The 26111-nt window shown below is 70.2% G+C and carries 21 protein-coding genes; 10 read left to right on the forward strand and 11 right to left on the reverse strand.

The genetic code is table 11. From position 1 onward, the window contains the following. Positions 1–40 precede the first annotated feature (40 nt). The 4 genes from ACGFNV_RS00925 to ACGFNV_RS00940 form a co-directional block, all read right to left on the reverse strand. Complete coding sequence (locus ACGFNV_RS00925) at positions 41–2317, reverse strand: M48 family metalloprotease (RefSeq protein ID WP_393618301.1); 2277 nt, start codon at positions 2315–2317, stop codon at positions 41–43. A 2-nt stretch (positions 2318–2319) separates the two neighbouring features. Next, positions 2320–2892, reverse strand: a complete 573-nt coding sequence (locus tag ACGFNV_RS00930; protein WP_393618302.1) for a hypothetical protein — start codon at positions 2890–2892, stop codon at positions 2320–2322. 179 nt (positions 2893–3071) lie between these two features. Next, entirely contained in the window at positions 3072–3887 is an 816-nt protein-coding gene (locus ACGFNV_RS00935) for an SAM-dependent methyltransferase (protein ID WP_393618304.1), read from the reverse strand. A 69-nt stretch (positions 3888–3956) separates the two neighbouring features. Continuing rightward, positions 3957–4820: a helix-turn-helix domain-containing protein gene (locus tag ACGFNV_RS00940; protein ID WP_393618306.1), complete on the reverse strand. Its 864-nt coding sequence runs from the start codon at positions 4818–4820 to the stop codon at positions 3957–3959. A gap of 273 nt (positions 4821–5093) precedes the next feature. Between ACGFNV_RS00940 and ACGFNV_RS00945 the strand changes: the two genes are divergently transcribed. Next, complete coding sequence (locus ACGFNV_RS00945) at positions 5094–5519, forward strand: hypothetical protein (RefSeq protein ID WP_393618308.1); 426 nt, start codon at positions 5094–5096, stop codon at positions 5517–5519. Here ACGFNV_RS00945 and ACGFNV_RS00950 read toward each other — a convergent pair. Beyond that, positions 5501–6358, reverse strand: a complete 858-nt coding sequence (locus tag ACGFNV_RS00950) for a helix-turn-helix domain-containing protein (protein ID WP_393618309.1) — start codon at positions 6356–6358, stop codon at positions 5501–5503. The two genes, ACGFNV_RS00945 and ACGFNV_RS00950, sit on opposite strands and share 19 nt — an antisense overlap. A gap of 145 nt (positions 6359–6503) precedes the next feature. On the opposite strand from ACGFNV_RS00950, the gene ACGFNV_RS00955 reads away from it, so the two are divergent. Together ACGFNV_RS00955 and ACGFNV_RS00960 are read left to right on the forward strand one after the other, a co-directional pair. Next, a complete protein-coding gene (locus ACGFNV_RS00955; RefSeq protein WP_133925881.1) occupies positions 6504–6809 on the forward strand; it encodes a 4a-hydroxytetrahydrobiopterin dehydratase in 306 nt (101 codons plus the stop codon). A 28-nt stretch (positions 6810–6837) separates the two neighbouring features. Then, positions 6838–7584: a class I SAM-dependent methyltransferase gene (locus ACGFNV_RS00960; protein ID WP_393618312.1), complete on the forward strand. Its 747-nt coding sequence runs from the start codon at positions 6838–6840 to the stop codon at positions 7582–7584. On the opposite strand, the gene ACGFNV_RS00965 is transcribed toward ACGFNV_RS00960, so the two are convergent. Beyond that, entirely contained in the window at positions 7547–8029 is a 483-nt protein-coding gene (locus ACGFNV_RS00965; protein ID WP_393618313.1) for a hypothetical protein, read from the reverse strand. The genes ACGFNV_RS00960 and ACGFNV_RS00965 overlap by 38 nt on opposite strands. Continuing rightward, the gene (locus ACGFNV_RS00970; protein ID WP_393618315.1) at positions 8026–8532 is read right to left on the reverse strand and encodes a hypothetical protein; all 507 of its coding nucleotides are present in this window, start codon (positions 8530–8532) and stop codon (positions 8026–8028) included. Before ACGFNV_RS00970 ends, ACGFNV_RS00965 begins: the two co-directional genes overlap by 4 nt. A gap of 39 nt (positions 8533–8571) precedes the next feature. Between ACGFNV_RS00970 and ACGFNV_RS00975 the strand changes: the two genes are divergently transcribed. Together ACGFNV_RS00975 and ACGFNV_RS00980 are read left to right on the forward strand one after the other, a co-directional pair. Beyond that, positions 8572–9531: a helix-turn-helix transcriptional regulator gene (locus ACGFNV_RS00975; protein WP_393618317.1), complete on the forward strand. Its 960-nt coding sequence runs from the start codon at positions 8572–8574 to the stop codon at positions 9529–9531. A 38-nt stretch (positions 9532–9569) separates the two neighbouring features. Then, positions 9570–11450 carry a rhamnogalacturonan lyase gene (locus tag ACGFNV_RS00980; protein WP_393618319.1) on the forward strand — a complete coding sequence of 627 codons (1881 nt, stop codon included), beginning with the start codon at positions 9570–9572 and terminating at the stop codon, positions 11448–11450. A 66-nt stretch (positions 11451–11516) separates the two neighbouring features. On the opposite strand, the gene ACGFNV_RS00985 is transcribed toward ACGFNV_RS00980, so the two are convergent. Continuing rightward, the gene (locus tag ACGFNV_RS00985) at positions 11517–14186 is read right to left on the reverse strand and encodes a cellulose binding domain-containing protein (RefSeq protein WP_393618321.1); all 2670 of its coding nucleotides are present in this window, start codon (positions 14184–14186) and stop codon (positions 11517–11519) included. Positions 14187–14387: 201 nt separating this feature from the next. Continuing rightward, a complete protein-coding gene (locus ACGFNV_RS00990) occupies positions 14388–17303 on the reverse strand; it encodes a glycoside hydrolase family 48 protein (RefSeq protein WP_393618323.1) in 2916 nt (971 codons plus the stop codon). Between the two features lie 253 nt (positions 17304–17556). On the opposite strand from ACGFNV_RS00990, the gene ACGFNV_RS00995 reads away from it, so the two are divergent. The 4 genes from ACGFNV_RS00995 (at position 17557) to ACGFNV_RS01010 (ending at position 22697) form a co-directional block, all read left to right on the forward strand. Next, positions 17557–19035: a cellulase family glycosylhydrolase gene (locus tag ACGFNV_RS00995; protein WP_393618325.1), complete on the forward strand. Its 1479-nt coding sequence runs from the start codon at positions 17557–17559 to the stop codon at positions 19033–19035. Between the two features lie 88 nt (positions 19036–19123). Next, on the forward strand, positions 19124–20845 hold the full coding sequence (locus ACGFNV_RS01000; RefSeq protein WP_393618327.1) for a glycoside hydrolase family 6 protein: 1722 nt from the start codon (positions 19124–19126) through the stop codon (positions 20843–20845). 172 nt (positions 20846–21017) lie between these two features. Further along, entirely contained in the window at positions 21018–21902 is an 885-nt protein-coding gene (locus ACGFNV_RS01005; protein ID WP_393618328.1) for a class I SAM-dependent methyltransferase, read from the forward strand. A gap of 93 nt (positions 21903–21995) precedes the next feature. Beyond that, positions 21996–22697 (forward strand): SDR family oxidoreductase, encoded by a 702-nt coding sequence (locus ACGFNV_RS01010; protein WP_393618330.1) that lies wholly within the window; start codon positions 21996–21998, stop codon positions 22695–22697. Positions 22698–22710: 13 nt separating this feature from the next. Here ACGFNV_RS01010 and ACGFNV_RS01015 read toward each other — a convergent pair whose 3' ends face one another. After that, positions 22711–23406, reverse strand: coding sequence for a glycoside hydrolase family 75 protein (locus ACGFNV_RS01015; protein WP_393618331.1), 696 nt, complete (start codon positions 23404–23406; stop codon positions 22711–22713). Between the two features lie 191 nt (positions 23407–23597). Further along, a complete protein-coding gene (locus ACGFNV_RS01020; RefSeq protein ID WP_393618332.1) occupies positions 23598–24434 on the reverse strand; it encodes an aldo/keto reductase in 837 nt (278 codons plus the stop codon). Positions 24435–24911: 477 nt separating this feature from the next. On the opposite strand from ACGFNV_RS01020, the gene ACGFNV_RS01025 reads away from it, so the two are divergent. Beyond that, the gene (locus ACGFNV_RS01025) at positions 24912–26108 is read left to right on the forward strand and encodes a glycoside hydrolase family 105 protein (RefSeq protein ID WP_393618333.1); all 1197 of its coding nucleotides are present in this window, start codon (positions 24912–24914) and stop codon (positions 26106–26108) included. The last annotated feature ends 3 nt before the right edge of the window (positions 26109–26111 follow it).

A 26111-nucleotide genomic window follows, 5' to 3' on the forward strand; every position in this document is an offset into this window, starting at 1 on the left:
TGTCCCCTCCGTGCGCGTCCCGCGGCCCGCCGGACGCCGATCAGCGGTGCCGGCCCACGGCGTGCCGGGGCCCCTTCCCACGCTCGCCTCGGGGCCCGGCCGAGCTCGGCTGTGAGGCGTCGTCGGACGGGGCGGGAAGCGGGGCCGCCGCCGAGCTCTTCCGGTGACGGAAGGCGTACAGGGCGCCCGCCGAGATCCGTCCGGCCATCGCCACCCAGGCCGCCGCCCCGCCGATCAGCACGACCGGCAGGACGCCCAGGACCGCGCTCCCGAGATACATCAGGCAGGCCGCCCCGGCACTCACGACCAGGCAGACGACGGCGTACCGGACCCGCAGCCGGAACTCGGCGTCGTGCGGCGCGGCGGCCGCTCCGGCGAGGACGGCGACGTAGCCGACGAGCCCCAGGCGGACCACCAGTGCGAGCGGTGTGTCCGGCGTGTCGACGAGGAGGTCCCCGGCGTTGACGATCACCCCGACGGTCACCGCGGCGGTGACGGCGTGGGCCAGCAGGAGCCGCGGTCCCGTCGTGCCGGGCACCGAGGTCCGCGTCACCGGCTCGTCCGGGCCGAGGGGCGGGGGAGCGGGACGTCCGGCCCGGCGCCGCAGGAGCGGCAGCAGCGCTCCGCTGAGCAGCGCGACGCCGACCACCACGCCCTGGAGGTACGGCGCGTTCCCGCCGGGGAGGGCCGTCGGGAACCAGGTCACGGTGGTGAGCAGGCCGAACGCGCCGGCCCACCAGGACGCAGCCCGTGGCCCGCACACGGCGTCGCACACCAGGGCGAACAACGACAGCGCCAGGACCGTCAGCGCCGCCGTCAGCGCGAGGCCGAGCCCGAGGGCGCCGGTGACCTCGTTCCACCACATCGCGCGGAGCTGCACGGACCGGTCCCCGAACGTCTGCGCCGGATCGAGCATGCACCCGGCGCACAGCCCGGCCCACAGTCCCAGGGCGAGCAGCGCGAGCCGTCCCGCCAGGGCGCGCCCTCCCCGGGCACCGCCCCACGCGGCGACCGTGTGCCGGATACCGGAGCCCAGTACGGCACCCGCCGGGAGGAGCAGGGGCAGCGCCAGCCAGGTGTAGACGGGGCGGAGGGTGTCGATCTTCCCCGAGCCCAGTTGCAGCCCGGTCAGCATGACGTCGAAGCTGTCTCCCAGCAGCAGGTTGACGGACAGCAGGGCGACGCAGCCGGTCAACGCGGCTTCCCAGAAGGTGAGTTCACCGGCAAGGGCAGGGTGGCGCAGGGCCGCCCGGCGCCGCCTGAGGGCGGGATGGGTGGCGAACGGCCAGCCGGACGACCCGCGTTCGACCGCACCGGGTGTCGGAGGCTTCATGCCGTTGGCGAACACGGCGCGGGTCCTCCCGGATGTGGGCCGACGCCGTACGGACAGATCGACGAAGAACGCGTCCAGTTTCTCGCGCCGTTGCTGTGGCCGGCTGTCGTTCGGGCGGGCGGTCACCGCGAAAGCGTCGGCGTGCAGTTCCCGTGACTGGAGGAAGGCGTTGCGGGCGGCGTACAAGGTGCAGGCGAGCAGGGCGAGATGGAAGGAGAGCCGCAGCAGGTACGCACCGTCGCCGGCGTAACCGGACACGGCGAAGCAGAATGTGGCCGCGAGCAGGACGGTGAAGGCCCCCCACAGCGCGGTGACGCCATGGGTGGCGTCGAGGTCGCGGTGGCGGATGTGGCCGAGTTCATGACGGACGACGACCTGGAAGGTGTCCGGGTCCTCGTCGAACAGCTTCTCCATGCCGCTCGCGAGTTCGATGTGCCGACGCCCCACGTGCCCGAAGGCCACGGCGTTCTTGGTGTACTCGGAGGCGTTCAGCCACACACCGTGGACGGTCACCCCCGCGTCGTCCGCCAGCCGGAGCACGGCGTCGGCGAGGTCGGGCCGGTAGCCGCGAGGTGCTCCGGCGGGCGGTGTGGGACGCAGACGGAGCAGACGGCGGAAGAGGATCTGCTGGTAGGGGCTGAGCCAGTACAGGACGAAACCGCCGCCCCCCAGGACCCCGAGAGCCAGCCCGACGCGCGGAGCGTGCCGCGTCTGAGGCTGGGGGCAGTGCTCCCGCAGGTACCGCTTCAGGGCAGGGTTGTACTCCTCCGCTATCGGTTGCGGAGGCCAGACCGGCGCCTGGCGCAGGATCTCGCGCTCCACCGGGGCCATCGGCAGGGTCAACTGGAACTGCCTGAACGCACCCGGCCAACACAAGCTGTACGCATCGGAGTTGGCCTTCTGCCGACTGGTGGTGGCCGGAAAGGCGATCGTGACGGCGGCGGCCATCAGGGCGACACAGAAGAGGAGAGCTCGTACGACCACGTTCAGCCCCCGATCGCCGCTGGACCGTCTCCGTCTCCGTCTCCGGCTCCCTCTCCGCCGGCGCCTGCCTCTGCGTCTCCGCCTGAGTCTCCGCCTGGGTTGCCGGCCGTGTCACTCGCCAGCATCCGCACGAGTGCCGCCAGTACGGAGTCGGCGACCAACTCGGCCTGTTGCCCGGTCATATGGCGCTCGGCACCCGCCAGTGCAGCAGCACGAAAACGGGCCAGCTCCGCGGCGGACGGCGCGGGCGTCGGCGGCGCCTGGGGCTCGGCCGGCTCGACCTCGGCCCGCCGACCACGGCGCGCCACCCGGCCCACGACCCGCGAGGTCAACCGGCTCACCAACTCGGCCGACATCACCCCGAGCACCCCGGCGGCCGCGGACAGCGCCGCGGGTGTCACCGAGTCGGTCGCCAGGCCCCAGACGTCGACCGACAAGGGCCTGCGGCTCCACAGCCGGGGGCGGAAGTGGCTCCGGGCCCGCCGCTCGAACAGGGGGAGTTCCCCGGCGGCCACTTCGGTCACCACGGCTTCCGCCAGTGCCCGTGCGAGCCGGCGACGCTCGCCTCCGAGCATGAACGGGCTCGTGGACACGACTGTGCCGGACGGTTCAGGAGTCGTCATGAGTGTGCGTCAGCCCCCCGCTGTGTCGATGCCCCGCCGCGACTCCGCTCATGCCGGACATCAGCACATGTGTCGCCACGTGTCCCGAGTATGGACCCGAGCGCCACGCCCTGTCCCGCGTTCGGCGCGAGTCAGGTCTTGCGGGCCACACCCGCGTACACGGGGACGATGCCCTCCGCCTGCAGCGCCACGTCCTGCGGGTCCGGGCGCCACCCGGACACCGGGATGAGACCCGGGCCGAGGAGCTCCAGGCCGTCGAAGAAGCGCGCGAACTCGGTCAGGGAGCGCGGGTGGAACGGCGTACCGCTGTGGCGGAAGTGGTCGGCCGCCTTCGCGACGGCCTCCGGGTTCAGGTCCGGGGTGACCTGGGACAGGATCAGATGACTGCCCGGGGCGAGCGCGGCGACGTACGTCCCCACGAGGCCGTACACGTCGTCGCCGTCGGGCTCGTCGCCCAGGTAGTGGGTCAGCGCCACCAGCGACAACGCGACCGGCTCGGCGAGGTCGAGCGACTCGGCGGCCCGGGCCAGCAGGGTGTCGACGTCACGGATGTCGGCGTGCGCGTAGGCCGTGCTGCCCTCGGGCGAGCCGTGCAGCAGCGCCTGCGCGTGTCGCAGCACGATCGGGTCGTTGTCGGCGTAGACCACCCTGGACTCGGGCGCGACGCGCTGCGCCACCTGGTGCAGGTTGGGCTCGGTCGGTATGCCGGTGCCGATGTCCAGGAACTGGCGGATCCCCGCCTCGGCCGCCGTCCGCACGGCCCGCTGCATGAACCGGCGGTTCGCGCGCGCCCCACGCAGCACGGTCCCGTCCACGGCGAGGATCCTGCGGGCCAGTTCCTCGTCGACGGGGTAGTTGTCCCTGCCGCCCAGCCACCAGTCGTACACCCGGGCCGGATGCGGACGGGTGGTGTCGATGCGCGGAGTCGCGGCCTCGGATCCGGTCATGGGGTGTCGTCTCCCGCTCAGAAGTCTCGCGTGCTCAGAGGTTCGCGTGCCCCAGAGGTCCTCGTGTGCTCAGAAGGTCTCGCGGCACTCGCGCAGCAGCTTCTTGGTGCGCTCGGCGGACGCGGCGTGCGTCGTCATGTGGTCCAGGACCTCCAGGTGCGTGGAGACCTCCGCGCGGGAGTCCAGGTACAGGGCACCGGTCAGATACTCGGTGACCACCAGGTCCGGCAGCTCCGGCTCGGCGAAGCGGAACAGCGAGAAGGGGGCGTACGTCCCCGGGTGCGGCCCGTTCGCGAACTCGGCGACCTGCAGAGTGATCCGGTCACGCTCGGCGTACTCGAGGAGCTTGTCCAACTGGTCCCGCATCACCTCGGGCCGGATGCTCACCGGGCGCCGCAGCACCGTCTCGTCCATGATCACCCACAGGTGGGGCGGGTTCGGGCCGTCCAGCAGCCGCTGCCGGGCGATGCGCAGCGACACATGCCGCTCGATCGACTCCGGAGTGGTCTGCCCGATGGTGCCGGAGTCGAGCACGGCACGCGCGTACTCCTGCGTCTGCAGCAGCCCGGGCACGAAGTGCGGCTCGTAGGAGCGGATCATCCGCGCCGCGCCCTCCAGGCTCACGAACAGGCTGAACCAGTCCGGCAGCACATCGTGGAACCGCTGCCACCAGCCCGGCTTGTTCGCGTCCTCGGCCAGCGCCACGAAGGCGGCTGCCTCGGCCTCGGACACCCCGTAGGCCTCGAGGAGCACCTGGAGGTACGGGATCTTCAGGGAGACCTCGGCCATCTCCATCCGCCGTACGGTCGCCGGGGCCACGCGCAGGACACGTGCCGCCTCCTCGCGTTTGAGGCCGGCCGCCTCCCGCAGCTCCTGAAGCCGTTTGCCGAGCACCACCTGGCCCACGGTGGGCGCCGGTCGCCGCTCACTCACGCCACGTCTCCCCTACGCGCCGAAGGATCCGGGCCAGTGTGTCATGTTCCGGCCGCCAACTCACGAGGACGGCGGGGAAGAACTTGTCACGCGTGCCGGGAGATGCGCCCTTACCTGGGGTAGGACCCGCCACGGCCGTGCATTACCCCGCGGGTAATCGACCCTTCGGCCCCGGGGCGGGATCGTAGAGGCACCGGGTTCCGAGCCGGCGCACTCCGGCCCGGGGCCCGGCCCCGACGCCAGCGATCCGACCTCGACGGAGGGTGATTCGTCATGTCCGCAGCCCAGCTCACCGCACTCGCCCGCACGTCCGAGCCGCAGACCATGCTGCGCCGCTTCCTCGCCCTGGACGCCGTCGTGACCGGCGCGAACGGCCTCGCCTACCTCGCCGCCTCCGGCCCCCTCGGCCGCCTCCTCGGCGTCGACTCCGCGCTCCTCCTCGAACTCGGCGCGTTCCTTGCGGTGTTCGCGGCCGGTGTCGGCCTGCTCGCCTCCCGCGCCCACCCCGCCACACTGCCGGTGCGAGTGGTGATCGAGGCCAACATCGCCTGGACAGTGCTCAGTTGTGTCGCGCTCGCGTTCTGGCTGTCGCCGTCCGCGGTCGGCGCGGTGTGGACGGTCCTCCAGGCGCTCACCGTCGCCGGGTTCGCGGCGCTCCAGCACCTCGCTCTGAAAGGACGTCAAGTCGCCAGCGAGTGAAGGTACTTGACCGTCGCCGGGTCGGCCGGGAGGAACGTCTCGATGGCCAGCTCGGCGACGGTCACGTCCATCGGCGTGTTGAAGGTGGAGATGGACGAGATGAAGGAAAGCGTCCGGCCCTCGTGCTCGATCTGCATCGGCAGGGCGAAGTAAGGGACCGGCTCGGCAGGCTCGTCCGCGGGCGTCGCCCCTGGCCCGGGCTCCGGCATCGGATAGGCGGCCACCTCCTCGTACAGGGCCCGCAGCGGCTCCGACCGGTACAGGGCGATCTGTCGCTCCATCTGGGCGAGCAGATGCCCCCGCCACTCGCGCAGGTTCCGGATGCGCGGCGCGAGCCCCTCCGGGTGCAGCGTCAGCCGCATCGCGTTCAGCGGGGGCGTGAGCAGCGACTCCGGTACGCCGTCCAGCAGCATCATGATGCCCCGGTTGGCGGCGACGACGGTGTACGTCGCGTCGACCACCAGCGCCGGGTAGGGCTCGTAGCCCTGGATCAGCCGCTCCATGCCCGCGCGCAGCGCGTCCAGCGCCGGGTCGTCGAGCGGGGTCTCCGGGTAGTGCGGGGCGTAACCGGCCGCCAGCAGCAGAGCGTTGCGCTCCCGGACGGGGACGTCCAGGTGCTCGGCCAGCCGCAGCACCATCTCCTCGCTCGGCCGGGAGCGGCCCGTCTCGATGAAGCTGATGTGCCGCGCGGAGGAGTCGGCGCGCAGCGCCAGCTCCAGCTGACTCACCCGCCGCCGCTCCCGCCACGCCCGCAGCAGTGGGCCCACGCGCTTGTCGACGGGGGCGGCGGAGGCGGCTGTGGCGGCTGTGGCAGCGAGTACGGGCGCGACAGTGGTCATGCGCACGACCGTACAAGAGGTACGCCCGCCAGGGCCCCGGCATGAGGTACGCCCGCGAGGGCCCGGGCGGCCCTGACCAGGACCGCGGTGCCGCTCCTGTGGCACGCTGGACAGGTACGTGACACCCACGAAGGGAGCCACCGTCATGCCCCCCGAGCCGCTGTCGCAGAAGGAGATCGAGGACCGCCTGGCCGAGCTGCCCGGCTGGACCCTCGACGGGGACCGCATCACCCGCTCCTACCGTCTCGCCGACCACTTCGCGGCGACCGCCCTGGTCATCCATGTCGCCCAGGTCCAGGAGGAGCTCGGCCACCACTCCGACCTGACCCTCGGCTACAACACGGTCTCCCTCGCCGTGAACACCCACAGCGCGGGCGGAGCCGTCACCGAACAGGACTTCGAGCTGGCCCGACGCGTGGAGGCGCTGGCTCCCGGGCACGGAGTGCGGTGACACGGGCAGACGGTGACGGGGGGCGGACGTGTTGGACTACGACGAGGAAGCCGAGCGCTACGACGCCTCGCGCGGGGGTGAGCCCAGGGCGGCGGCCGCCGCCGAGGCCGTCCTGGGCCTCGTACCGCCCCGGGCGCGCAGCCTGCTCGACATCGCCTGCGGCACGGGCATCGTCACCCGCCGCCTCGCGGACCGCGACGGCCTGCGCGTCACCGGGGTCGACCTCGCGCAGACGATGGTCCGGCATGCCGCCGCCCGTCTGCCCGGTGCCGTCGTACGCGCCGACAGCCGCCGACTGCCCTTCCGGGACGGGGAGTTCGACGCCGTGACCAGCGTGTGGCTGCTGCACCTCGTGGCACCGGCGGAGGACGTGCGACGCGTCGTCGCCGAGTGCGCCCGGGTGCTGCGACCGGGCGGGGTGTACATCACCACGGTCGACAAGGGCGCCTCGCACAACGTCGGCAGCGACATCGACGCCGTGCTCGCCTCGCGCCCGCGCCGCCCGGCCTCCGACGCGTCCGAGCTCGTCGAGTCGTACGCCCTCGACTGCGGGCTGGTCCCGTCCGGGCAGGCCCGCTTCCGTGGTCGCGGGCAGGGTCGCAGCCCGCGCCGGGCCGTCGCGGACCTGCGGCGCGGCTGGTTCGTCACCCTGCCACCCGGCGAGCCCCTCGCCGAGGAGTACGCCGCCCGGCTCCAGGCCCTGCCCGAGCAGGACCGGCCCCGCCCCGACCCCGAGTTCACCCTGCGGGCGTTCCGAAGGCCGCCGGACGCGTGAATTCCATGACCCAGTTGGTCAGCCAGGTCTCCCCGCCGTCCAGCGAGAACGCCTGCTCCCAGCGGGCGGAGGTGTCCGACACTCCCGACCACACGAACCTGGCCCGCACATCCTTGCCGTCGTGGCTGTCGTCGCCGTAGAACTCGCCGCGGTCGCCGTCGAAGGCGCCGACCACCGGCGGGAACAGTCTGCCGCTTCGGCTGGAGGACCAGTTCAGGGACCACTGCCGGGTCTCCTGGTCGAACAGGCGCAGCGTCAGCCCCTTCGACCCGAGATGTGGCATGTCGATCTCGTCGACGTTCGCGGCCCCGTCGAACAGCGGCCAACAGCGGGACGTGGACGGGAACTCCTCCCAGTCGCTGTCGGGGTCGAGGAAGTCGGTGCGCCGACGGTGGTGGACCTCCCAGTCGCCGTGGAAGAAGTCGAAGTCGTGCGGGCTGCTCATGCGCGGTCTCCTGTGGTGCCCTCGGGCAGGGAATCGGTCAAGTAGGCGTTCAAATCCGGGACTTCGGGCGCGAGCATGTGCCGCACCCAGGCGTCCCGCTCGTGCAGGATCGGCGGCAGCTCCCAGACGCAGCCGATCCACGGTCGGTCCGGCCTGATGAAGTGCGTGGGGTCGCGGTCGGGGCAGCCGAGGACCGGCTGGCCCGCCGCCGCGAACCGGAAGTGCAGGACGTTGTCCCACGTCCAGCTGTACGCGTTCAGGTAGGCGCCGTCGTCGCTGCCCCGGTGCAGGACGACGAAGGTCGCCGGTGGGGTGCCGTCCGGCTCCGGCAGCAGCGTCGGAAGGATCTTGTAGGCAGCATCCTGTACATCGGGAGCGATGCCGTCGGGGTCGGCGGTGACGTGGTAGCGCTTGATGTGCCGACCGGCGACTTCGATGGGCGGTGGCACGGTCAACAGTTTCTCTGTGAAGGCCGTGAAGGGCGTGGAGGCCGTGAAGGTCATGGCGGGACGCTAAGCGCGGTCCACTGACATCCTGTGTCAGTGAAGTCCAGCCGACTCGTCTCGATCCTGCTCCTGCTCCAGACCAGGGGCCGGATGACCGCCGCCCAGCTCGCCGAGGAGCTGGAGGTGTCGGTGCGTACGGTCTACCGGGACGTCGAGGCGCTCGGCGCGGCGGGCGTCCCGCTGTACGGCGACGCGGGCCACTCCGGTGGCTACCGCCTGCTCGACGGCTACCGCACCCGTCTGACCGGCCTCACCGCCGACGAGGCCGAGGCCCTGTTCCTGGCCGGTGCCCCCGGCGCGGCCGCCGAGCTCGGCCTGGGCTCGGTCCTGGCCGCCGCCCAGCTCAAGGTCCGTGCCGCGCTGCCGCCCGAGCTGCGGGCCCACGCCGACCGGATCAGCGGACGCTTCCACCTGGACGCGCCCGGCTGGTACGCCGAGGGCGGGGAGGCGCCGGGGTTTCTGTCGGCGGTCGCCGACGCCGTATGGAACAACCGCGCCCTGAACATCGTCTACCGCAGATGGCGTGAGCCCACCGACGTGGAACGCCGTCTGGAGCCGTACGGGCTGGTCTTGAAGGCGGGCCGCTGGTACGTGGTCGCCGGCCCCGGACCGCGGACCTTCCGCGTCGACCAGATCCTCGAACTCGCCACCAGCGACGAGACGTTCGCCCGCCCGAGCGACTTCGACCTGGCCGCGTACTGGACGGCGTACCAGCGCGACTTCCACCAACGCCTGCACCGTGGCGAGGCGTTGGTGCGGATGGCGCCGGGCGTGCGGCTCGCGAGGGCGGTGAAGGCGGATGTCCCCGAGGACGGCGAGGGCTGGATCCGGGCCACCGTCCCCATCGAGTCCGTGGACCACGCGCACGCCGAATTCCTGCGTCTGGGCTCGGACATCGAGGTCCTCGCACCTTCCGAACTCCGCGAGCGCATCGCCCGGACGGTCGCCGAACTGGCCGGAATCTACGGCAACGCCGATGCCACCGGCGACGACTGAGAGGGCGGAACCCGTCCGTCCTCCAGGAGGTTCGTCCCGTGCAGCACCCGCACCCCCACAAGCACCCCAGACGCCGCCCCGCCGTACTCGCCGCCCTGACCGCCGTAGCGGCCCTGACCGGCGCGGGCCTGACCGCGCTGAGCACCGGCACGGCCGAGGCCGCCACTGCCCGGCAGGTGGAGAAGCTCGACCGCGGTGTCGTCAGCGTGCACACCGACAGCGGCAACCTGGTCAGCTGGCGCTGGCTCGGCACCGACCCCGACAACGTGTCCTTCAACGTCTACCGGGCCGGTACGAAGGTCAACTCCACGCCGATCACCGGCTCCACGAACTACTTCCACTCCGGCGCGCCCAACTCCGCCGACTACACGGTCCGCGCGATCGTGAACGGCGTGGAGCAGGCCGACTCCGTCCACGCGGTCCAGTTCCGCACCGGCTACAAGGACGTCCCCCTCACCCCGCCCGCCGGCGGTACGACCCCCGACGGCGTCGCCTACACCTACGAGGCGAACGACGCCTCGGTCGGCGACCTCGACGGCGACGGCGCGCTCGACTTCGTCCTGAAGTGGCAGCCCACCAACGCCAAGGACAACTCCCAGTCCGGCTACACCGGCAGCACCATCATCGACGGCGTCAAGCTCGACGGCACCCGGCTGTGGCGTATCGACCTCGGCCGCAACATCCGCTCCGGCGCGCACTACACGCAGTTCCAGGTGTACGACTACGACGGCGACGGCAAGGCCGAGGTCGCCATGAAGACGGCCGACGGCACGAAGGACGGCACCGGCGCGGTGATCGGCAGCTCCTCCGCCGACTACCGCAACTCCAGCGGCTACGTGCTGTCGGGCCCCGAGTACCTGACGATGTTCAACGGCCAGACCGGCAAGGCGATGCAGAGCGTCGACTACGTCCCGGCCCGCGGCACGGTCTCGTCCTGGGGCGACTCGTACGGCAACCGGGTGGACCGCTTCCTGGCGGGAACGGCGTACCTGGACGGCGCGCGCCCCTCTCTGATCATGGCGCGCGGCTACTACACGCGCACGGTGATCGCGGCCTGGGACTGGCGGAACGGTTCCTTCACCCGCCGCTGGACCTTCGACACCACCTCGTCCACGAACAGCGGCAAGGGGTACGACGGTCAGGGCTCGCACAGCCTCTCCGTAGGTGACGTCGACAACGACGGCAAGGACGAGATCGTCTACGGCGCGATGGCGGTCGACGACAACGGCAACGGGCTGTGGACGACCAGGACCGGCCACGGCGACGCCCAGCACCTCGGCGACCTCGACCCCGGGCACGCGGGTCTGGAGTACTTCAAGGTCTCCGAGTCGTCCTCCCAGCCGGCGGAGCTGTACATCAACCCCGCGAACGGCGCCGTGAACTGGAAGCTGGCCGCCTGCTGCGACAACGGCCGCGGTGTCGCCGGTGACATCTGGGCGGGCAACGACGGCGCCGAGATGTGGTCCGCCTCCGACAGCTCCGTCCGCGACGAGGCCGGGGCCACGAAGGGCCGCGAACCGTCCTCCGTCAACTTCCTCTCCTGGTGGGACGCCGACCCCCTCCGCGAACTCCTCGACGGCACCCACATCGACAAGTACGGCACGTCCTCCGACACCCGCCTGCTGACCGGCTCCTCCGTCCACTCCAACAACAGCACCAAAGCCACCCCGTCCCTCTCCGGAGACATCCTCGGCGACTGGCGCGAGGAGGTCGTCTGGCCCACGTCGGACAACACGGCCCTGCGCGTCTACTCCACGCCGATCGAGACCACCACCAGGATCACGACCCTCCTGCACGACACGATGTACCGCACCGGCATCGCCTGGCAGAACACGGCGTACAACCAGCCCCCGCACCCCAGCTTCTTCATCGGCAACAACATGCCGACGGCCCCGAGGCCGACGGTGTACACGCCGTAATCGCCCAGCCGGAGCAGCGAAGGGCGCGTGCCGTCCCATGGCACGCGCCCTTCGTGTACGCGCCCGTCAGCTCACCGTGCAGCTCTGGTCGCCCAGCTTGAACGCGGTCGGTTTCGTGTTCGTGCCCGACCAGCTTCCCGTGAAGCCGAAGCTCACCGAGGAGCCGGCGGCCACGTTGCCGTTCCAGCCGACGTTCTTGGCGGTGGCCGTCGAGCCGGACTGGGTGGCTTCGGCGTTCCAGGCCTGGGAGACGGTCTGACCGTTGGGGAAGGTCCAGGTGAGGGACCAGTTGGGCCAGGCGCTCGTGCCGGTGTTGGAGAGTTGGACGTCCGCCTGGAAGCCGCCCGACCACTGGTTGGTGATCTTGTACGTCACCGCGCAGGCGCCGGTCGGGGTCGGGGTGGGGTCGGTGCCTCCGCCTCCGCCACCGTCGCCTCCACCGCTCGTGTCCGACGTGTCGCCGTAGATGACACCGCGGCCGTTGGTCGAGACGTAGACGCGACCGTAGACCCGGGGGTCACCCGTGATCGCCGCGCCCGTCCAACCCCACTGGTGGGCGTCGTCGTTGACACGGATCCAGGTCGCACCCTTGTCGGTGGAGCGGAAGATCCCCCGGACACCGGCGATCTTCGCGCTGGTGTAGAGGGTCTGGTACGCGGCCCCCGCGGCCGCCTTGCCGAAGCCGATCGCGTCCGCCTGCTCGACGCCTGACAGCTTGGTCCAGGACGTGCCGCCGTTCGTGGAGTGCCACAGCCCGTACGCCCCGTCCGTCGCACCCCCCGCCAGCCACACGTCGCCCTTCCCGCCGGGCAGCGCCTTGAAGCGCACGCTGTCGCCGCCGGGCAGGCCGGTCGCCGAGGACGCCGTGAAGGTGGCGCCGCCGTCCGTACTGACGTAGAACTTCCCGGACTTGAAGCCGTAGAAGGTCTTGGGGTCGACGCGGTCCGACTCGACGATCGCGCCGGCCGGGATCCCGCTCGACGTCTGCCACGACGTACCGAAGCCGGTGGCGTACTGCACCCCCGTGCCCGCCGGGCTCCACACGAAGCGGCTGCCGTCCGACGCCGCCGCGACCGTCCCGCCGCCCGAGACCCCCGAAGGGTCCGTCCCGGCGAACCAGTTGGCGCCGTTGTCCGTGGAGAACGCGATGTGCGGGCCGGAGTCCAGATTCCCCACGCGCACCACGGTGTTGGGGTTGGTCTCGGCGAAGTCCAGACTCGTGGTCGTGGTGAAGTTCGGCGACGTGAACATCATCGACGGGACCTTCGTCAGGTCCGTGTGCCGGAACCCGCCGACGTCACCGAGCGCGCTCAGCAGCGGCGCGCCCGACGGGGGAGAGGCGAGGTCGTTGACCGCGGTCTCCTCCAGCCCCTGCACCATCGGCTTGATGGCGAACTGGCTGCCGCTGTCCCAGTTCGTGAGGTTCTCCGTGCCGTAGATCGTCGCGCCCGTGCCGTACATCATCCGGTTGGAGTTGAACGGGTCGATCTCCAACGCCTCGGTCATCCAGCCCAGTTTGGGCGTCTGCTCGGGCGGCGACGGGTTCGCGCCCCATGTCAGCCACGGGGACGACGACACGTCCATCGTGTAGCGGTTCGCGCGGGTCGGGTACGACGTGTAGTCCCACGCCTTCGTCCAGGTGCCGCCGCTGTCCTTCGAGCGGAAGATCTGCGTGTCCGGCCACCAGGAGCTGTAGGCCGTCGCCATCACCGTGCCCGGCTTCTGCCGGTCGACCGTCAGCCCGCTGAAGCCGTAGTACGTGTCGGCCTCCGCGACCGGGCTGATGTTCGTCCACGTGCCCGTCGCGGTCGCGTACCGCCACAGCTGACCCTTGCCGCCGTCGTACGGGCCGCCCTTGTCGCTGTACGCGAGGTACAGGTAGCCGTTGACCGTGTCCAGTACGCCCTTGTGCGCGAGGTAACCGGTCGGCTGGCCGGCGAGCCGCGTCCAGGTGACGCCCGCGTCGGTCGAGCGGTACACCGCGTTGTCCTTGTCGGCGACCCCGACGTAGATCGTCTTCGTGGCGTTGCCGGACGTGCCCGTGGACTCGTCGAAGGTGACCCAGACGATGCCCTGGTTGTCGTTGGCGTAGCCCGAGGTGTCGCTCGGATCCTGCACGTAGTTGCCGACGTTGGGGAAGTTGGTCACCTGCGACCAGGTGGCCCCCGAGTCGGTCGACCGCCACAGGCCCTTGCCGCTGGGCGCGCCCAGATACAGCACGCTGTTCTTGTTCGGGTCGACCGCGAGCCGCTCACCCATGCCACGCCCCGGCATGTTGCCGCCCAGCTTGAACGGCAGGTTCGCCGTCTGCCAGCTGGCGCCCCGGTTCGACGACCTGAGCACCGCGCCGTTCTTCGGGTCCCAGCTGTTGGTGTACGTGCCGACCGCCGCGTACACCTTGTTCGGGTCGGCGGAGTCGGACGCGAGGCTCACCACCCCCGTGTGCCCCCAGTCGTCCCAGCCGACCGAGTCGAGCAGCGGCGTCCACGTCCTGCTCGACTCCTGCCAGCGGTACGCGCCACCGATGTCGGTGCGGGCGTAGGCGAGGTTCTTCTCCTTGCGGTTGAAGACGATGCCGGGCACGAAGCCGCCGCCGTCGATGCGGGCGTTCTTCCAGGTGTACGACTCGGCCGCGATCGTCGCCTGGTCGGTGGCCGAGGCCAGTGCGGGGGGTGTGCCGGCCAGCAGGCCGGCGGCGAGGGCGAGGACGGCCGTGAGGACGCGGGTTCTTCGCACGGTGGGGGTCCTTCCTGGGTGCCTTCGTGGGGGAGCGGAACGTGCGACGGCCGGGCGGCCCCCAGTGCGGGTGGGGACCGCCCGGCCAGGTGGCCCCGCCGTCCGGTGACGGGGCCGCGCACGCGGAGCTTTCAAGCGGTTCCGGGGAAGCGCGGTGGCCGGCAGTGGGCCACCGCGTTCCCGCGGAGCGCTCGGCGGGGACTATTCGAGGAGCTCCGCGTACGAACCCATTGCCAGGGCGATGTCCGCCTGGGCCCAGAACCGGTGGTACGTGAACGAGGGCGCGGCACCGCCCGCGAGGTAGCTCTCGATCTTCGACCAGGCCGGGTCGCTCTTGTAGAACGACCTGAGCGAGGTGAAGGTCGAGGAGGAGTTGATCGTGTCGCCGTTCGGCATCTTCCCGCTGAAGCCGCTCGGGACGTACACGCCGTCATCGAAGCGGTTGTAGTCGGCGCGGGTCTCCGGCACGGCGATCCCGAGCGCGTCCTGGTTGTTCTTCCACATGCCGTCCAGCAGCGCCTTCGCCGTCGTCTTCGCCTCCGTGTCACCGGACCGGTCGGCGTAGTACGTCAGGGTCTTGGCGAACGAGGCGGCCACACCGACGTCGTCGGTGTAGTCGGCGACGGTGACGTGGAGTCCGCTGTTGGCGCCGGGACTCGAGGCGTTCCAGGTGTCGGGCTGGCCCGACCACTGCAGCGTCGAGGGGATCCGGTAGGAGCCGTCCGGGTTGATCGTGGTCTTGGACAGCGCCCAGTCGACCCACTTGTCGAGGACCGCCTTGGCAGCCGCGTTCCCCGTCTGCTGGTAGTACTCGGCGACCCGCTCCATCGACCACGTCTGGAAGCCGAACCACTGGTTGGACGGCGGGTCGTGGTAGACGGGCTGCTGGTCGTAGTACATGCCGTAGAAGGTCGACTTGCCGGCCGGCGGAGTCGCGTACCGGCCCGCCCAGCTGTTGGTCGCGCCGCCCGCGATCGCGCCCTCGTCGGACTGCAGCCAGCGGTAGAACTCCAGCTGCCGCTGGAGGGACTTGGTCCAGTCCGCCTGTCCGGTCGCCGACTTGGGCTTCAGCGGGGCGTAGCTGCTGAGCGCGTACGCGGCGAGCGGGTTCTGGTAGCCGCCGTGGGCGTGGCTGGAGCCGATGCGCCAGGCCCAGCCCGCGTTGGTGTCGGTCGCGCCGCCCCAGGCGTAGTACCAGGACAGCAGGTAGAACGAGGCGTCCTTGCCGGTGCCCGCCGGGCAGGCACTCGGGCCGACACAGTTGCCGACCTTCTTGAAGTACTTGTCGTACATGGCGTAGCGCAGGTAGTCGCCCATCTTCGCGGCCTTGCCCACGGTCGCGGAGACCTCGGAGCCCTTGCCCTGCTCCTTGGCCCAGACGTCCGCCCAGTACGCGGCCTGCACGGCACGCGCGTCGGCGTCCGGGGCGTTGGTGAACTTCCACTGCTTGGCGTAGGAGGAGTCACCGGTGAACAGGTCCAGGTAGCCGTTCTTGCCGCCGTACTTGAAGGCGTCACAGGTCGGCTGCGGGACCGTCTCCCAGACGGATTCCTCGGCACCCCGCTGGAAGGTGTTGATGTACGACGGGCCGGTGTCCGACGGGCCCGCCTCGCACTTGCCGGGCGCGTTGCCGTAGCCGTAGACGTTGTCGACGTCCTGCAGCCAGTGCATGCCGTAGATGTCGTCCGTGCCGTAGGCGCTCTTCAGCTCACCGGCGATCGGGTCCGAGCCGACCGAGACCCCGGTGTCCAGCTTCGCCGGGTACTCGTTCGGGGTGTCCAGCTCGGGCGCGTAGGTCGCCGGCTTGGAGGCGTTGTAGAAGGAGTTGGTCGGCTGGTCGGCGTGGGTGGGGATCATGTACTTCTCCATGATGTCCCAGGCGCCGTTGAACTTGGTCCAGTCGCCCGTCACCTTGCCGTACATCGCCTGCAGCCACAGCAGGTAGCTGTAGGCCTCCGACGTGGTCTCGTGGCCGTGGTCGGGAGCCTCGACGATCAGCGTCTCCACCGAGTGGTAGGGGATTCCCTCGGGTGAGAAGTAGCCGTTCGCCGGGTTGGTGATCTTGCCGTAGAGCTCCAGGAAGCGGGCGTCGTACTCCTTGGTCGCCGCGATCTGGGTCGCCGTCACCGTGGCCTTGGCATGGCCGGTGGCCGTCGACTCGAAGGTCGCCGCGCCGGTGCCGGTGGCGTTGCCGGTGATGGTCACCTTCTGCGCGGTGCTCCAGTTCGACGGGGTGAAGACGAGCGACGCGCCGCCGGTCACCGTGAGGCCCGTGTTGCCGCCCGTGCGGGTGGTCGTCACGGTCACGTTGGCGGACGGCTGGGTCGACAGCTTCACGTCGTACGTGGCCGTCTTGCCCTGCTGCACGGGCAGTTGGGTCGGCGACGCCACCACGGCGGGACCCGAGGCGACGGTGATGCCGACCGGAGTGGACTCCGCGGACGCGCCCAGACTGTCGTAGGCCTTCGCCAGCAGCGAGTGGCTGCCCACGGTCAAGCCGGTTGCGGACAGGGTGTACGGCGCGCTCGTGTCCGTGCCCAGCAGGGTCGTGTTGTCGTAGAACTCGACCTTGCTGATGGTCGCGCTGTCCGCGGCCGCGGCGGTGGCCGCGAGCGGGACCGCGGTGCCCTGCGAGTAGACGGCGCCGGCTGCGGGGCTGGTCAGCACGGTGATCGGCGGCTGGTGCGCGCCGGTGCAGGGCGTGCCGTTGACCGCGAAGGAGGTGGGCGCGGTGTTGGTGCCGCTGTAGGTGAACTGCCCGCCCGTGCTCACCGCCGCCCCGGCCGCGATGTTCGCGTTGTAGGTCGCGTTCTTCACCGTGACCGTCTGCCCGGACTGCGACCAGGTGCCGTTCCAGCCGTTGCTCAGCTTCTGGTTGCCCGCGTACGCGTACGTCAGCGTCCAGCCGTTGATCGGATCCGTGCCCCGGTTGGTGAGCGTCAGGTCCGCGGTGAAGCCCGAACCCCAGTCATTGGTCTTGTAGTCGACACTGCACTGGAGCGCCGCCGCGCGGGCGGGAGTCGATCCCGTACTCAGCATGGTCAACGGGAGGGCCAGGGCCGCCACGACGGCGGTCCACAGGCGCCGCGCGGTACGGCGTCCGCGTCTGGGATGCATGTGCTGGTTCCTCCTTGCGGTGGGGGGGAGAAGTCAAGGCTTGAACCAGTGGGAGCGCTCCCATAGTGAGGATGAGGGTGCGAGGGGTCAAGATGTTTGAAGAGTCGAAAAGATTCGACCTGTACCAGTTGAGGGAAAGTCAGTGACGCCCCTGTTCTTTACTGACGCTTGGCGCTAGCTTCGAGACACCAGTGGGAGCGATTCCATCAGTCGACGCGTTGGTCACAACGCGCTGAGCTGCAAGGAGTCGCTCATGCGACACCCCCCGCGTTCAGTACTTTCAGTCGTCGCCGGCGCGGCCGCCCTCATAGGAGGCGTGACCGTTCCGGTGGTCACGGCCCAGGGCGCCACCCCCGCCTGCACGGTGGAGTACTCCGTCACCAGCCAGTGGGACACCGGCTTCCAGGGTGCCGTGAAGATCACCAACAACGCCGCGGCCCTGAGCGGTTGGAGCCTCGGCTTCGACTTCGCAGGCGGGCAGAAGCTCACCCAGGGCTGGGGCGCCAAGTGGTCCCAGTCCGGCACCACCGTGACCGCGTCCAACGAGAGCTGGAACGGCTCGCTGGGCACCGGCGCGAGCGTCAGCGGCGGGTTCGTCGCGTCCAAGTCCACCGCCAACCCCGTACCGACGTCGTTCCGACTGAACGGCACCCCGTGCAACGTCGACACCGAACCGCCGCCCACACCTCCCCCGACCGACCCGCCGGACACCGGTGACAAGCCGCCCGCGCTGCACGTCTCCGGGAACAAACTCGTGGACGCGGGCGGGAAAGCCCGTCGCCTGCTCGGCGTCAACCGCTCCGGCGGCGAGTTCATGTGCGTCCAGGGGCGCGGCATCTGGGACGGGCCGGTCGACGACACCGCGATCAAGGCGATCGCGGACTGGAAGGCGAACACGGTCCGCATTCCGCTGAACGAGGAGTGCTGGCTCGGGCTGTCCAACATCAAGCCCGAGTACGCCGGGGCGAACTACATCAACGCCGTCAAGGACCTGGTGGCGAAGGTGAAGGCGCACGGGATGACCCCCGTGGTCGAACTGCACTGGACCTGGGGCCAGTACACCGGCAACTCCGCAGGCTGCTCCGACGTGCACGCCAGCTGCCAGAAGCCGATGCCGGACATGCAGTACACGCCGTCGTTCTGGACCTCGGTGGCCAACACCTTCAAGAGCGACCCGGCCGTGGTGTTCGACCTGTTCAACGAGCCCTACCCGGACCGTGCCACCTCCACGACCACCCAGGCGTGGCAGTGCTGGCGCGACGGCGGGACCTGCCCCGGCATCGGGTACGCGGTCGCCGGTATGCAGGATCTCGTCGACGCCGTACGGGCCACCGGCTCCAGGAACGTGATCCTGGCGGGCGGGATCGCGTACTCCAACGACCTGAGCCAGTGGCTGACGTACAAGCCCACCGACCCGGCGGGCAACCTCGCCGCCGCCTGGCACGTGTACAACTTCAACTCCTGCTCCAACGAAAGCTGTTGGAGCTCCACGCTGGCGCCCGTCGCCGCCCAGGTCCCCCTGGTCGCGGGGGAGATCGGCGAGAACACCTGCGCGCACTCCTTCATCGACCGGGTCATGAAGTGGTTCGACGACCGCGGCCTGTCCTACCTGGGGTGGACCTGGAACGCCTGGGACTGCTCCTCCGGGCCCTCCCTCATCGCCGGCTACGACGGAACCCCCACGTCGTTCGGCATCGGGCTGCGCGACCACCTGCGCGCCCTGAACGGATGAACCCGCACCACGCTCACCGTCAGTACCACCCCTCACCACCTTCACCACCCGCAATGAACACCCGCAACGGAGAAGGAAACCCCCACTCATGAGCCGTACCAGAACAGCGATGCTCGCCGCGATGGCGCTGGTCGCCGGGGCCTCCGGCACCGCGCTCGCCGTCGTGCCCTCGGACACCGGCATCGCCGCCGTCCCCTGCACCGTCGACTACAAGGTGCAGAACCAGTGGGACACCGGCTTCACCGCCGCCGTCACCGTCACCAACAACGGTGCCGCCAAGTCCAGTTGGGCGGTGAAGTGGTCGTACGCCGGCAACCAGAAGGTCACCAACTTCTGGAACTCCAAGATCAGCCAGAGCGGGGCCGCCGTCACCGCGGCCAATGAGACCTACAACGGGACGCTGGGCACCGGCGGTTCGGTCAGCTTCGGCTTCCAGGGCACCTACAGCGGCAGCAACGCCATCCCGGCCACCTTCACCCTCGACGGCGTGACCTGCAACGTCGACGGCGGCGGCGGCCCGACCGACCCGGGCCCGACGGACCCCGGCACCCCCGGTAGCCGGGTCGACAACCCGTACGCCGGCGCCAAGGTGTACGTGAACCCCGAGTGGTCCGCCAACGCCGCGGCCGAGCCGGGCGGCAGCCGGATCTCCAACCAGCCCACCGGCGTGTGGCTGGACCGGATCGCCGCGATCAACGGCACCGGCGGCAAGATGGGTCTGCGCGCCCACCTCGACGAGGCCCTGCGGCAGAAGGGCTCCGGAGAGATGGTCGTCCAGCTGGTCATCTACGACCTGCCCGGACGCGACTGCGCGGCCCTCGCCTCCAACGGCGAGCTCGGCCCGACGGAGATCGACAAGTACAAGACGCAGTACATCGACCCGATCAAGGCCATCCTCGCGGACTCGAAGTACGCCTCGCTGCGGATCGTCACCACCGTCGAGATCGACTCGCTGCCCAACCTCGTCACCAACACCGGCAGCCGCGTCACCGCCACCCCGCAGTGCGACGTGATGAAGGCCAACGGCAACTACCAGAAGGGCATCGGCTACGCCCTGAACAAGCTCGGTGACGTGCCCAACGTCTACAACTACATCGACGCGGGCCACCACGGCTGGATCGGCTGGGACGACAACTTCGCCCCCACTGCCGCCCTGATGAAGGAAGCCGCGACCACCGAGGGCGCCACGGTCAACGACGTCCACGGCTTCATCACCAACACGGCCAACTACAGCGCCCTGAAGGAGAACAACTTCACCATCAACGACTCCGTGGCCGGCAAGTCGGTCCGCGAGTCGAAGTGGGTCGACTGGAACCGCTACGTCGACGAGCTGTCCTTCGCCCAGGCCTTCCGCAGCCAGCTGGTGTCGGCCGGCTTCAACTCCGGCATCGGCATGCTGATCGACACCTCCCGCAACGGCTGGGGCGGCTCCGCCCGGCCCACCGGCCCCGGGGCGACGACCAGCGTCGACACCTACGTCGACGGCGGCCGCTACGACCGCCGCTACAACACGGGCAACTGGTGCAACCAGGCCGGTGCAGGCCTGGGAGAGAGGCCCAAGGCCAGCCCTGCGCCCGGGATCGACGCCTATGTGTGGATGAAGCCCCCGGGGGAGTCCGACGGGTCCAGCAGCGCGATCCCGAACGACGAGGGCAAGGGCTTCGACCGCATGTGCGACCCGACGTACACGGGCAACCCGCGCAACAACAACAACATGTCCGGCGCCCTGCCGAACGCGCCGCTGTCCGGGAAATGGTTCTCCGCCCAGTTCCAGCAGCTGATGCAGAACGCGTACCCCCCGCTGTCCTGATCCGCTGAACCCGGTCCGCCGGGGCCTCGGTCACTCCCCTCGACCGAGGCCCCGGCGGATCACGCGCAGCGTCCCCGGGCCATGGCGTTTTTTGCCGCCCCGGCAACAGCAGTGGCTCTCGCACGGTGCGTCGGCGCAGGCTGGCGTCACACCCAGCGAGAGGCTGTCCACCATGGCGCACGACCACCACCACGGCAACCACCACCACAACCACACCGACATCGACTGGGCCGAGATGGCCCCGCACCTGGAATCCCAGGCCGAGCTCTACGCACCCCTCTATGAACGGGCCCTCGCATGGCTGGGCAAGGAGGTGACCGAGCCGGGACTGATCGTCGACGCGGGCAGCGGACCCGGCGTCGTCTCGTGTCTGTTCGCCGAGGTCTTCCCCGGTGCCCGCGTGGTCGCCGTGGACGGCTCCGCGCCCCTCCTCGACCGCGCCCAGGCGCGGGCCGAGCGGCTCGGGTACGGCGACCGCTTCGACACTCTGGCCGGTGAACTGCCGGACGTACTCGGTGAGTTGGACTACCCGGCCGACCTCCTGTGGGCGGGCCGCAGCCTGCACCACCTAGGCGACCAGCGCACCGCCCTCACCGCCTTCGCCGAGCGGCTCGCACCCGGCGGGACGGTGGCGCTCATGGAGGGCGGCCTCTCCCCGCGGTTCCTGCCCCGCGACATCGGCATCGGCCGCCCCGGCCTGCAGGCGCGGCTGGAGGCGGCGGAGCAGGAGTGGTTCAACCGGATGCGGGACGACCTGCCGGGCTCCGTCGCCGAGACCGAGGACTGGCCGGCCCTGCTGGCCGCCGCGGGCCTGAAGCACACCCGCACCCGCAGCTTCCTCCTCGACCTGCCCGCCCCGGCCTCCGACCGGGCCCGCGCCTACGTCGCCGCCTCCCTGTCCCGGCTGCGCGACGGCCTGGCCGACGCCCTCGACGCCGACGACCGCGCCACCCTCGACCGGCTCCTGGACGCGGACGACGAGGCGAGCGTGCACCGGCGGTCCGACGTGTTCGTGCTGGCGGCGCACACCGTGTACACGGCGGTCCGGGCGCAGTAGCCGCACCCCGTGCGGCAGGTCGGCCCTTGACTTCGAGAGCGCTCCAAGTGATGGACTCACCCGCGTTCACCACCACACAGGGGGCACCACACCATGACCGACTCTCGGGTCGCACTCATCACCGGCGGCGGCAGCGGCATCGGCGCCGCTGTCGCACGGCAGCTGCTGGAGGCCGGGTGGCGGGTGACCGTCACCGGCCGCGGTGAGGAGCGGCTGCGCGGCTTCGCCGAAGAACTCGGCAACCCGGAGGGGCTGTTGACGGTCGTCGGCAACACGGCCGAGTACGACGACATACGGTCGGCGGTCGACCGTACGCTGAAGGAGTTCGGGCGACTGGACACCGTCGTCGCCAACGCCGGTTCCGCCACCCACGACTCGGTCGCCGAGGGCGACCCGGCCGGCTGGACCGACATGGTGCTGACCAACGTCCTCGGGCCCGCGTTCCTCATCCGGGCCTCCGTCGAGGCGCTGAAGGAGTCCCGCGGCCGGATCGTCCTGGTCGGCAGTGTCGCCGGGTTCGTGCCCACGCCGGGCAACCTCTACGGGGCGACGAAGTGGGCGGTGACCGGTCTCGCCGAGAACACGCGCCGTCAGGTCACCGAGTGGGGCATCGGCGTCACGCTGGTCGCTCCCGGCCGGGTGGAGACCCCGTTCTGGGACGACCTCGGCAGCCTGCCGCCCGGCCACCTCCTCACCGCCGACCAGATCGCCGACTCGGTGGTGTGGGCGATGCGGCAGCCCGAGGGAGTCGACGTCAACACCGTCGTCGTACGGCCGATCGGGCAGCCCAACTGACGTGCTCAGGCGCTCAGTTGTCCCGCAGGAACTGCTGTGCGAGGCGGTTGCCGAGGGTGACCGCCGCGTTGTGGTTCTCGATGGGGGACACCTGGGAGTTCTTGAACAGGATGTAGGTCACCCCGGAGTCGGTTCCCCCGGACTCCGGGTCCGGGTCGATGCCGAGGGCCTTCGCGGTGGCGTACGAGGCCTCGCCGATGATCTTCGTGGGGCCGGTGTCGCCGACGACCGCGTACTCGACCTTGTTGTTGTAGATCACGGCGACCACGCCGCCGCCCTTGATGCCGGCGCCGGAGTAGTTCCAGATGCTGCTGGAGCTGGGCACGACGACGTACGGCAGTGAGTCGGCCTTCAGCGGCTTGCCGTTGGACTGGTGGAACGCCGTGTCGTCCTGGTACCAGGGGTCGGTGTCCTCGTTGCACTTCGAGGTGCGCTGACCGTCGCAGTCGATGTCCATGTCGGCCTTCCAGAACACCGCGCCGTTCTTGCCGCACACGGGGACCGTGGCCGAGGTCTCGTCGTCGGTCCGGTACTTGCCGTTGGAGAGCTGCGAGCAGCCCGACACCTTGGCGAGCAGGTCGGCCGCGCTGACCGTGCCCTCCTGGGCGGATGTCGGTGAGGGGGCGCCGGTGGCCGTCGCGGGGAGCACTCCGGCGGTGAGCAGGGCGGCCGAGCAGGTCACGACGAGGGTCAGTGGTCGCATACGCACTGTGGGGCCCCCTTCTGTTAGGAAAGTTTCCTTACCTGGCGGGAACCAAGGTGCCCTCTCGGCATGGCCTCGTCAAGTCTCTGGACGCCGGTCCCTCGCGACTTCCGTTCACAGGCCGGGCGCGACCGCGCCCCGGGTACGACAGCGCCCCGGGACCGCCATGGCGGTCCCGGGGCGCTGGGGCGAACGGCTCAGGCCTGGTTGAACGTCACCGGGTCGGGGCCCAGGCGCCGGTCCTCGTTCAGGGCGCTGATCGCCGCGAGGTCCTCGGTGTCCAGACTGAAGTCGAACACCTCGATGTTCTCCTTGATCCGGGACGGCGTCACGGACTTGGGGATCACCACGTTGCCGAGCTGGAGGTGCCAGCGCAGCACGACCTGGGCCGGCGTGCGGTCGTGCTTCTGCGCGATGGCCACGATCGCCGGGACCTCCAGGAGGCCCTTGCCCTGGCCGAGCGGCGACCAGGCCTCGGTGGCGATGCCCTGCTCCGCGTGGTACTCGCGGGCCTTGGCCTGCTGCAGATGCGGGTGCAGCTCGATCTGGTCGACGGCCGGGACGACGGACGTCTCGGCGATCAGCCGCTCCAGGTGCTCGGGTTCGAAGTTGGAGACCCCGATCGCCCGGATCCGGCCGTCGGCGTGCAGCTTCTCGAACGCCTTGTACGTGTCGACGTACAGGTCCCGGGAGGGGGTGGGCCAGTGGATCAGGTACAGGTCCACGTAGTCCAGGCCGAGCTTCTCCAGCGAGGTGTCGAAGGCGCGCAGGGTGGCGTCGTATCCCTGGTCGCTGTTCCAGAGCTTGGTGGTGACGAAGAGATTCTCGCGCGGGACTCCGGAGGCGGCGATGGCCTTGCCGGTGCCCTCTTCATTGCCGTAGATCGCCGCTGTGTCGATGCTGCGGTACCCGGCCTCCAGCGCGGTGGTGACCGCCTGCTGCGCCTCGTCGTCCGGCACCTGCCAGACGCCGAAACCCAGCTGGGGCATCTCGACGCCGTTGTTCAGGATGATCGGGGGGACCTTGCTGCTCACGAGCTCTTGATCCTTACGGTTGTCGTCAGATGGCACTCCCATACTCAACGATCACGCGCCGCGAGGAATTCCTGACCACCATATCCGTCTGAATCGATATATCCGTCCGAATCGATCCGGATCCCTCGTGGCTGACCGGTGAGTCAGTGTCAGCAGTGCGGGATCGGCCGGAGATTGGCCGGAAATGCATCCGACGTCTTCGGTCCGGACCATTGACCACGTGGCTTCGTGCCGCAAATCTGTATGGCGCTGTCGAACGAGTCGCTGAATTCAGTACACCTATGTGAACGCCGTGCTGTCCTGGACTTTCCATGCCCCCCACCTTCCGGAAAGCAGGTCACATCCATGAGCAAGACCACGCCGCCGACCGCGTAGACGGAGGCTCCCGTTCGCCAGACATCGGATGAAAGGGTCCGGCAGGCCATGCCCTCTGCCGCGAAGGCCCCCGCCGCAAGGCCTCATTCGAAAGGGAGGAACATGACACGCCGACGCATGTCCACGGCGCTGACCACCATCGCCCTGGCCGCCGTCACCCTGTCCGCTCTGCCGGCGGCCGCCCCGTCCCCGGCCGCCGCCGCCGCGGACGCGCGGCCCGGGAGCCGCCCGGCCGCCGCCCCCGACTGGTCCGTGGCCCTCGTCGACTCCACCATGGCCCGCTACACCCCGAGCACCATCGGCAGCTGGTCCTACCCGGTCGGCCTCTACCTCTACGGCCAGTACCTCACCTACCGGCGCACGCACGAGGCCCGCTACCTCACCTACATCAAGGACTACGTCGACCGCTTCGTGAAGAGCGACGGCTCCATGGACCAGCCCTTCAACAGCCTGGACAGCATGCAGGCCGGCCGCCTGCTGGTGATCCTGCACCACGAGACGGGTGACGACCGCTACCGCAAGGCGGCGAAGAAGATCCGCGACCGCCTGAACACCTTTCCGCGCACCTCCGACGGCGGCTTCTGGCACGCCGACACCGCCAGCCGCGCCAACCAACTCTGGGCGGACGGCGTCTACATGGTGAACCCGTTCCTCGTCGAGTACGGCAAGGAGTTCGGCGACCAGGCGTACGCCGACGACGAGGCGGCCAAGCAGCTCTCCCTCTACGGCAGCCACCTCCAAGTCGCGAGCGGCCTGCTGAAGCACGCCTACGACGAGTCGAAGAGCGTGAGCTGGGCGGACCCGCAGACCGGGCTCGCCCCCGAGCACTGGTGCCGAGCGGTCGGCTGGTACTCCATGGCGATCACCAACGTGCTCGACGCGATCCCCGCCAACCACCGCCGCCGGGCCCAACTCCTCAAGATCCTCCGCAAGTTGGCGGTCGGCCTGGAGGCGTACCAGGACCCGGCGACCGGGCGCTGGTTCCAGGTGATCGACAAGGGCGGCAGCAGCGGCAACTGGACCGAGACGTCCTGCTCCAGCATGTTCACCTACGCCCTCGACCGCGGCGCCCGACAGGGGTACCTCGACCGGCACTACAAGGCCGTCGCCCGCCGCGGTTATCAGGGCGTCCTGGCGAAGCTCTCGGTCGGCACCGACGGCCGCACCGAGCTCGCCGACATCTCCGAAGGCACGAACGTCGGGGACTACGCGTATTACATCGCCCGCACCCGGGCCACCAACGACTTCCACGGGCTGGGCGCATTCCTGATCATGAACGAACAGCTGCGAGGTGATTAGTGT

Origin of the sequence: Streptomyces sp. NPDC048751, from assembly GCF_043198595.1 — a bacterium.
Taxonomy (GTDB): domain Bacteria; phylum Actinomycetota; class Actinomycetes; order Streptomycetales; family Streptomycetaceae; genus Streptomyces.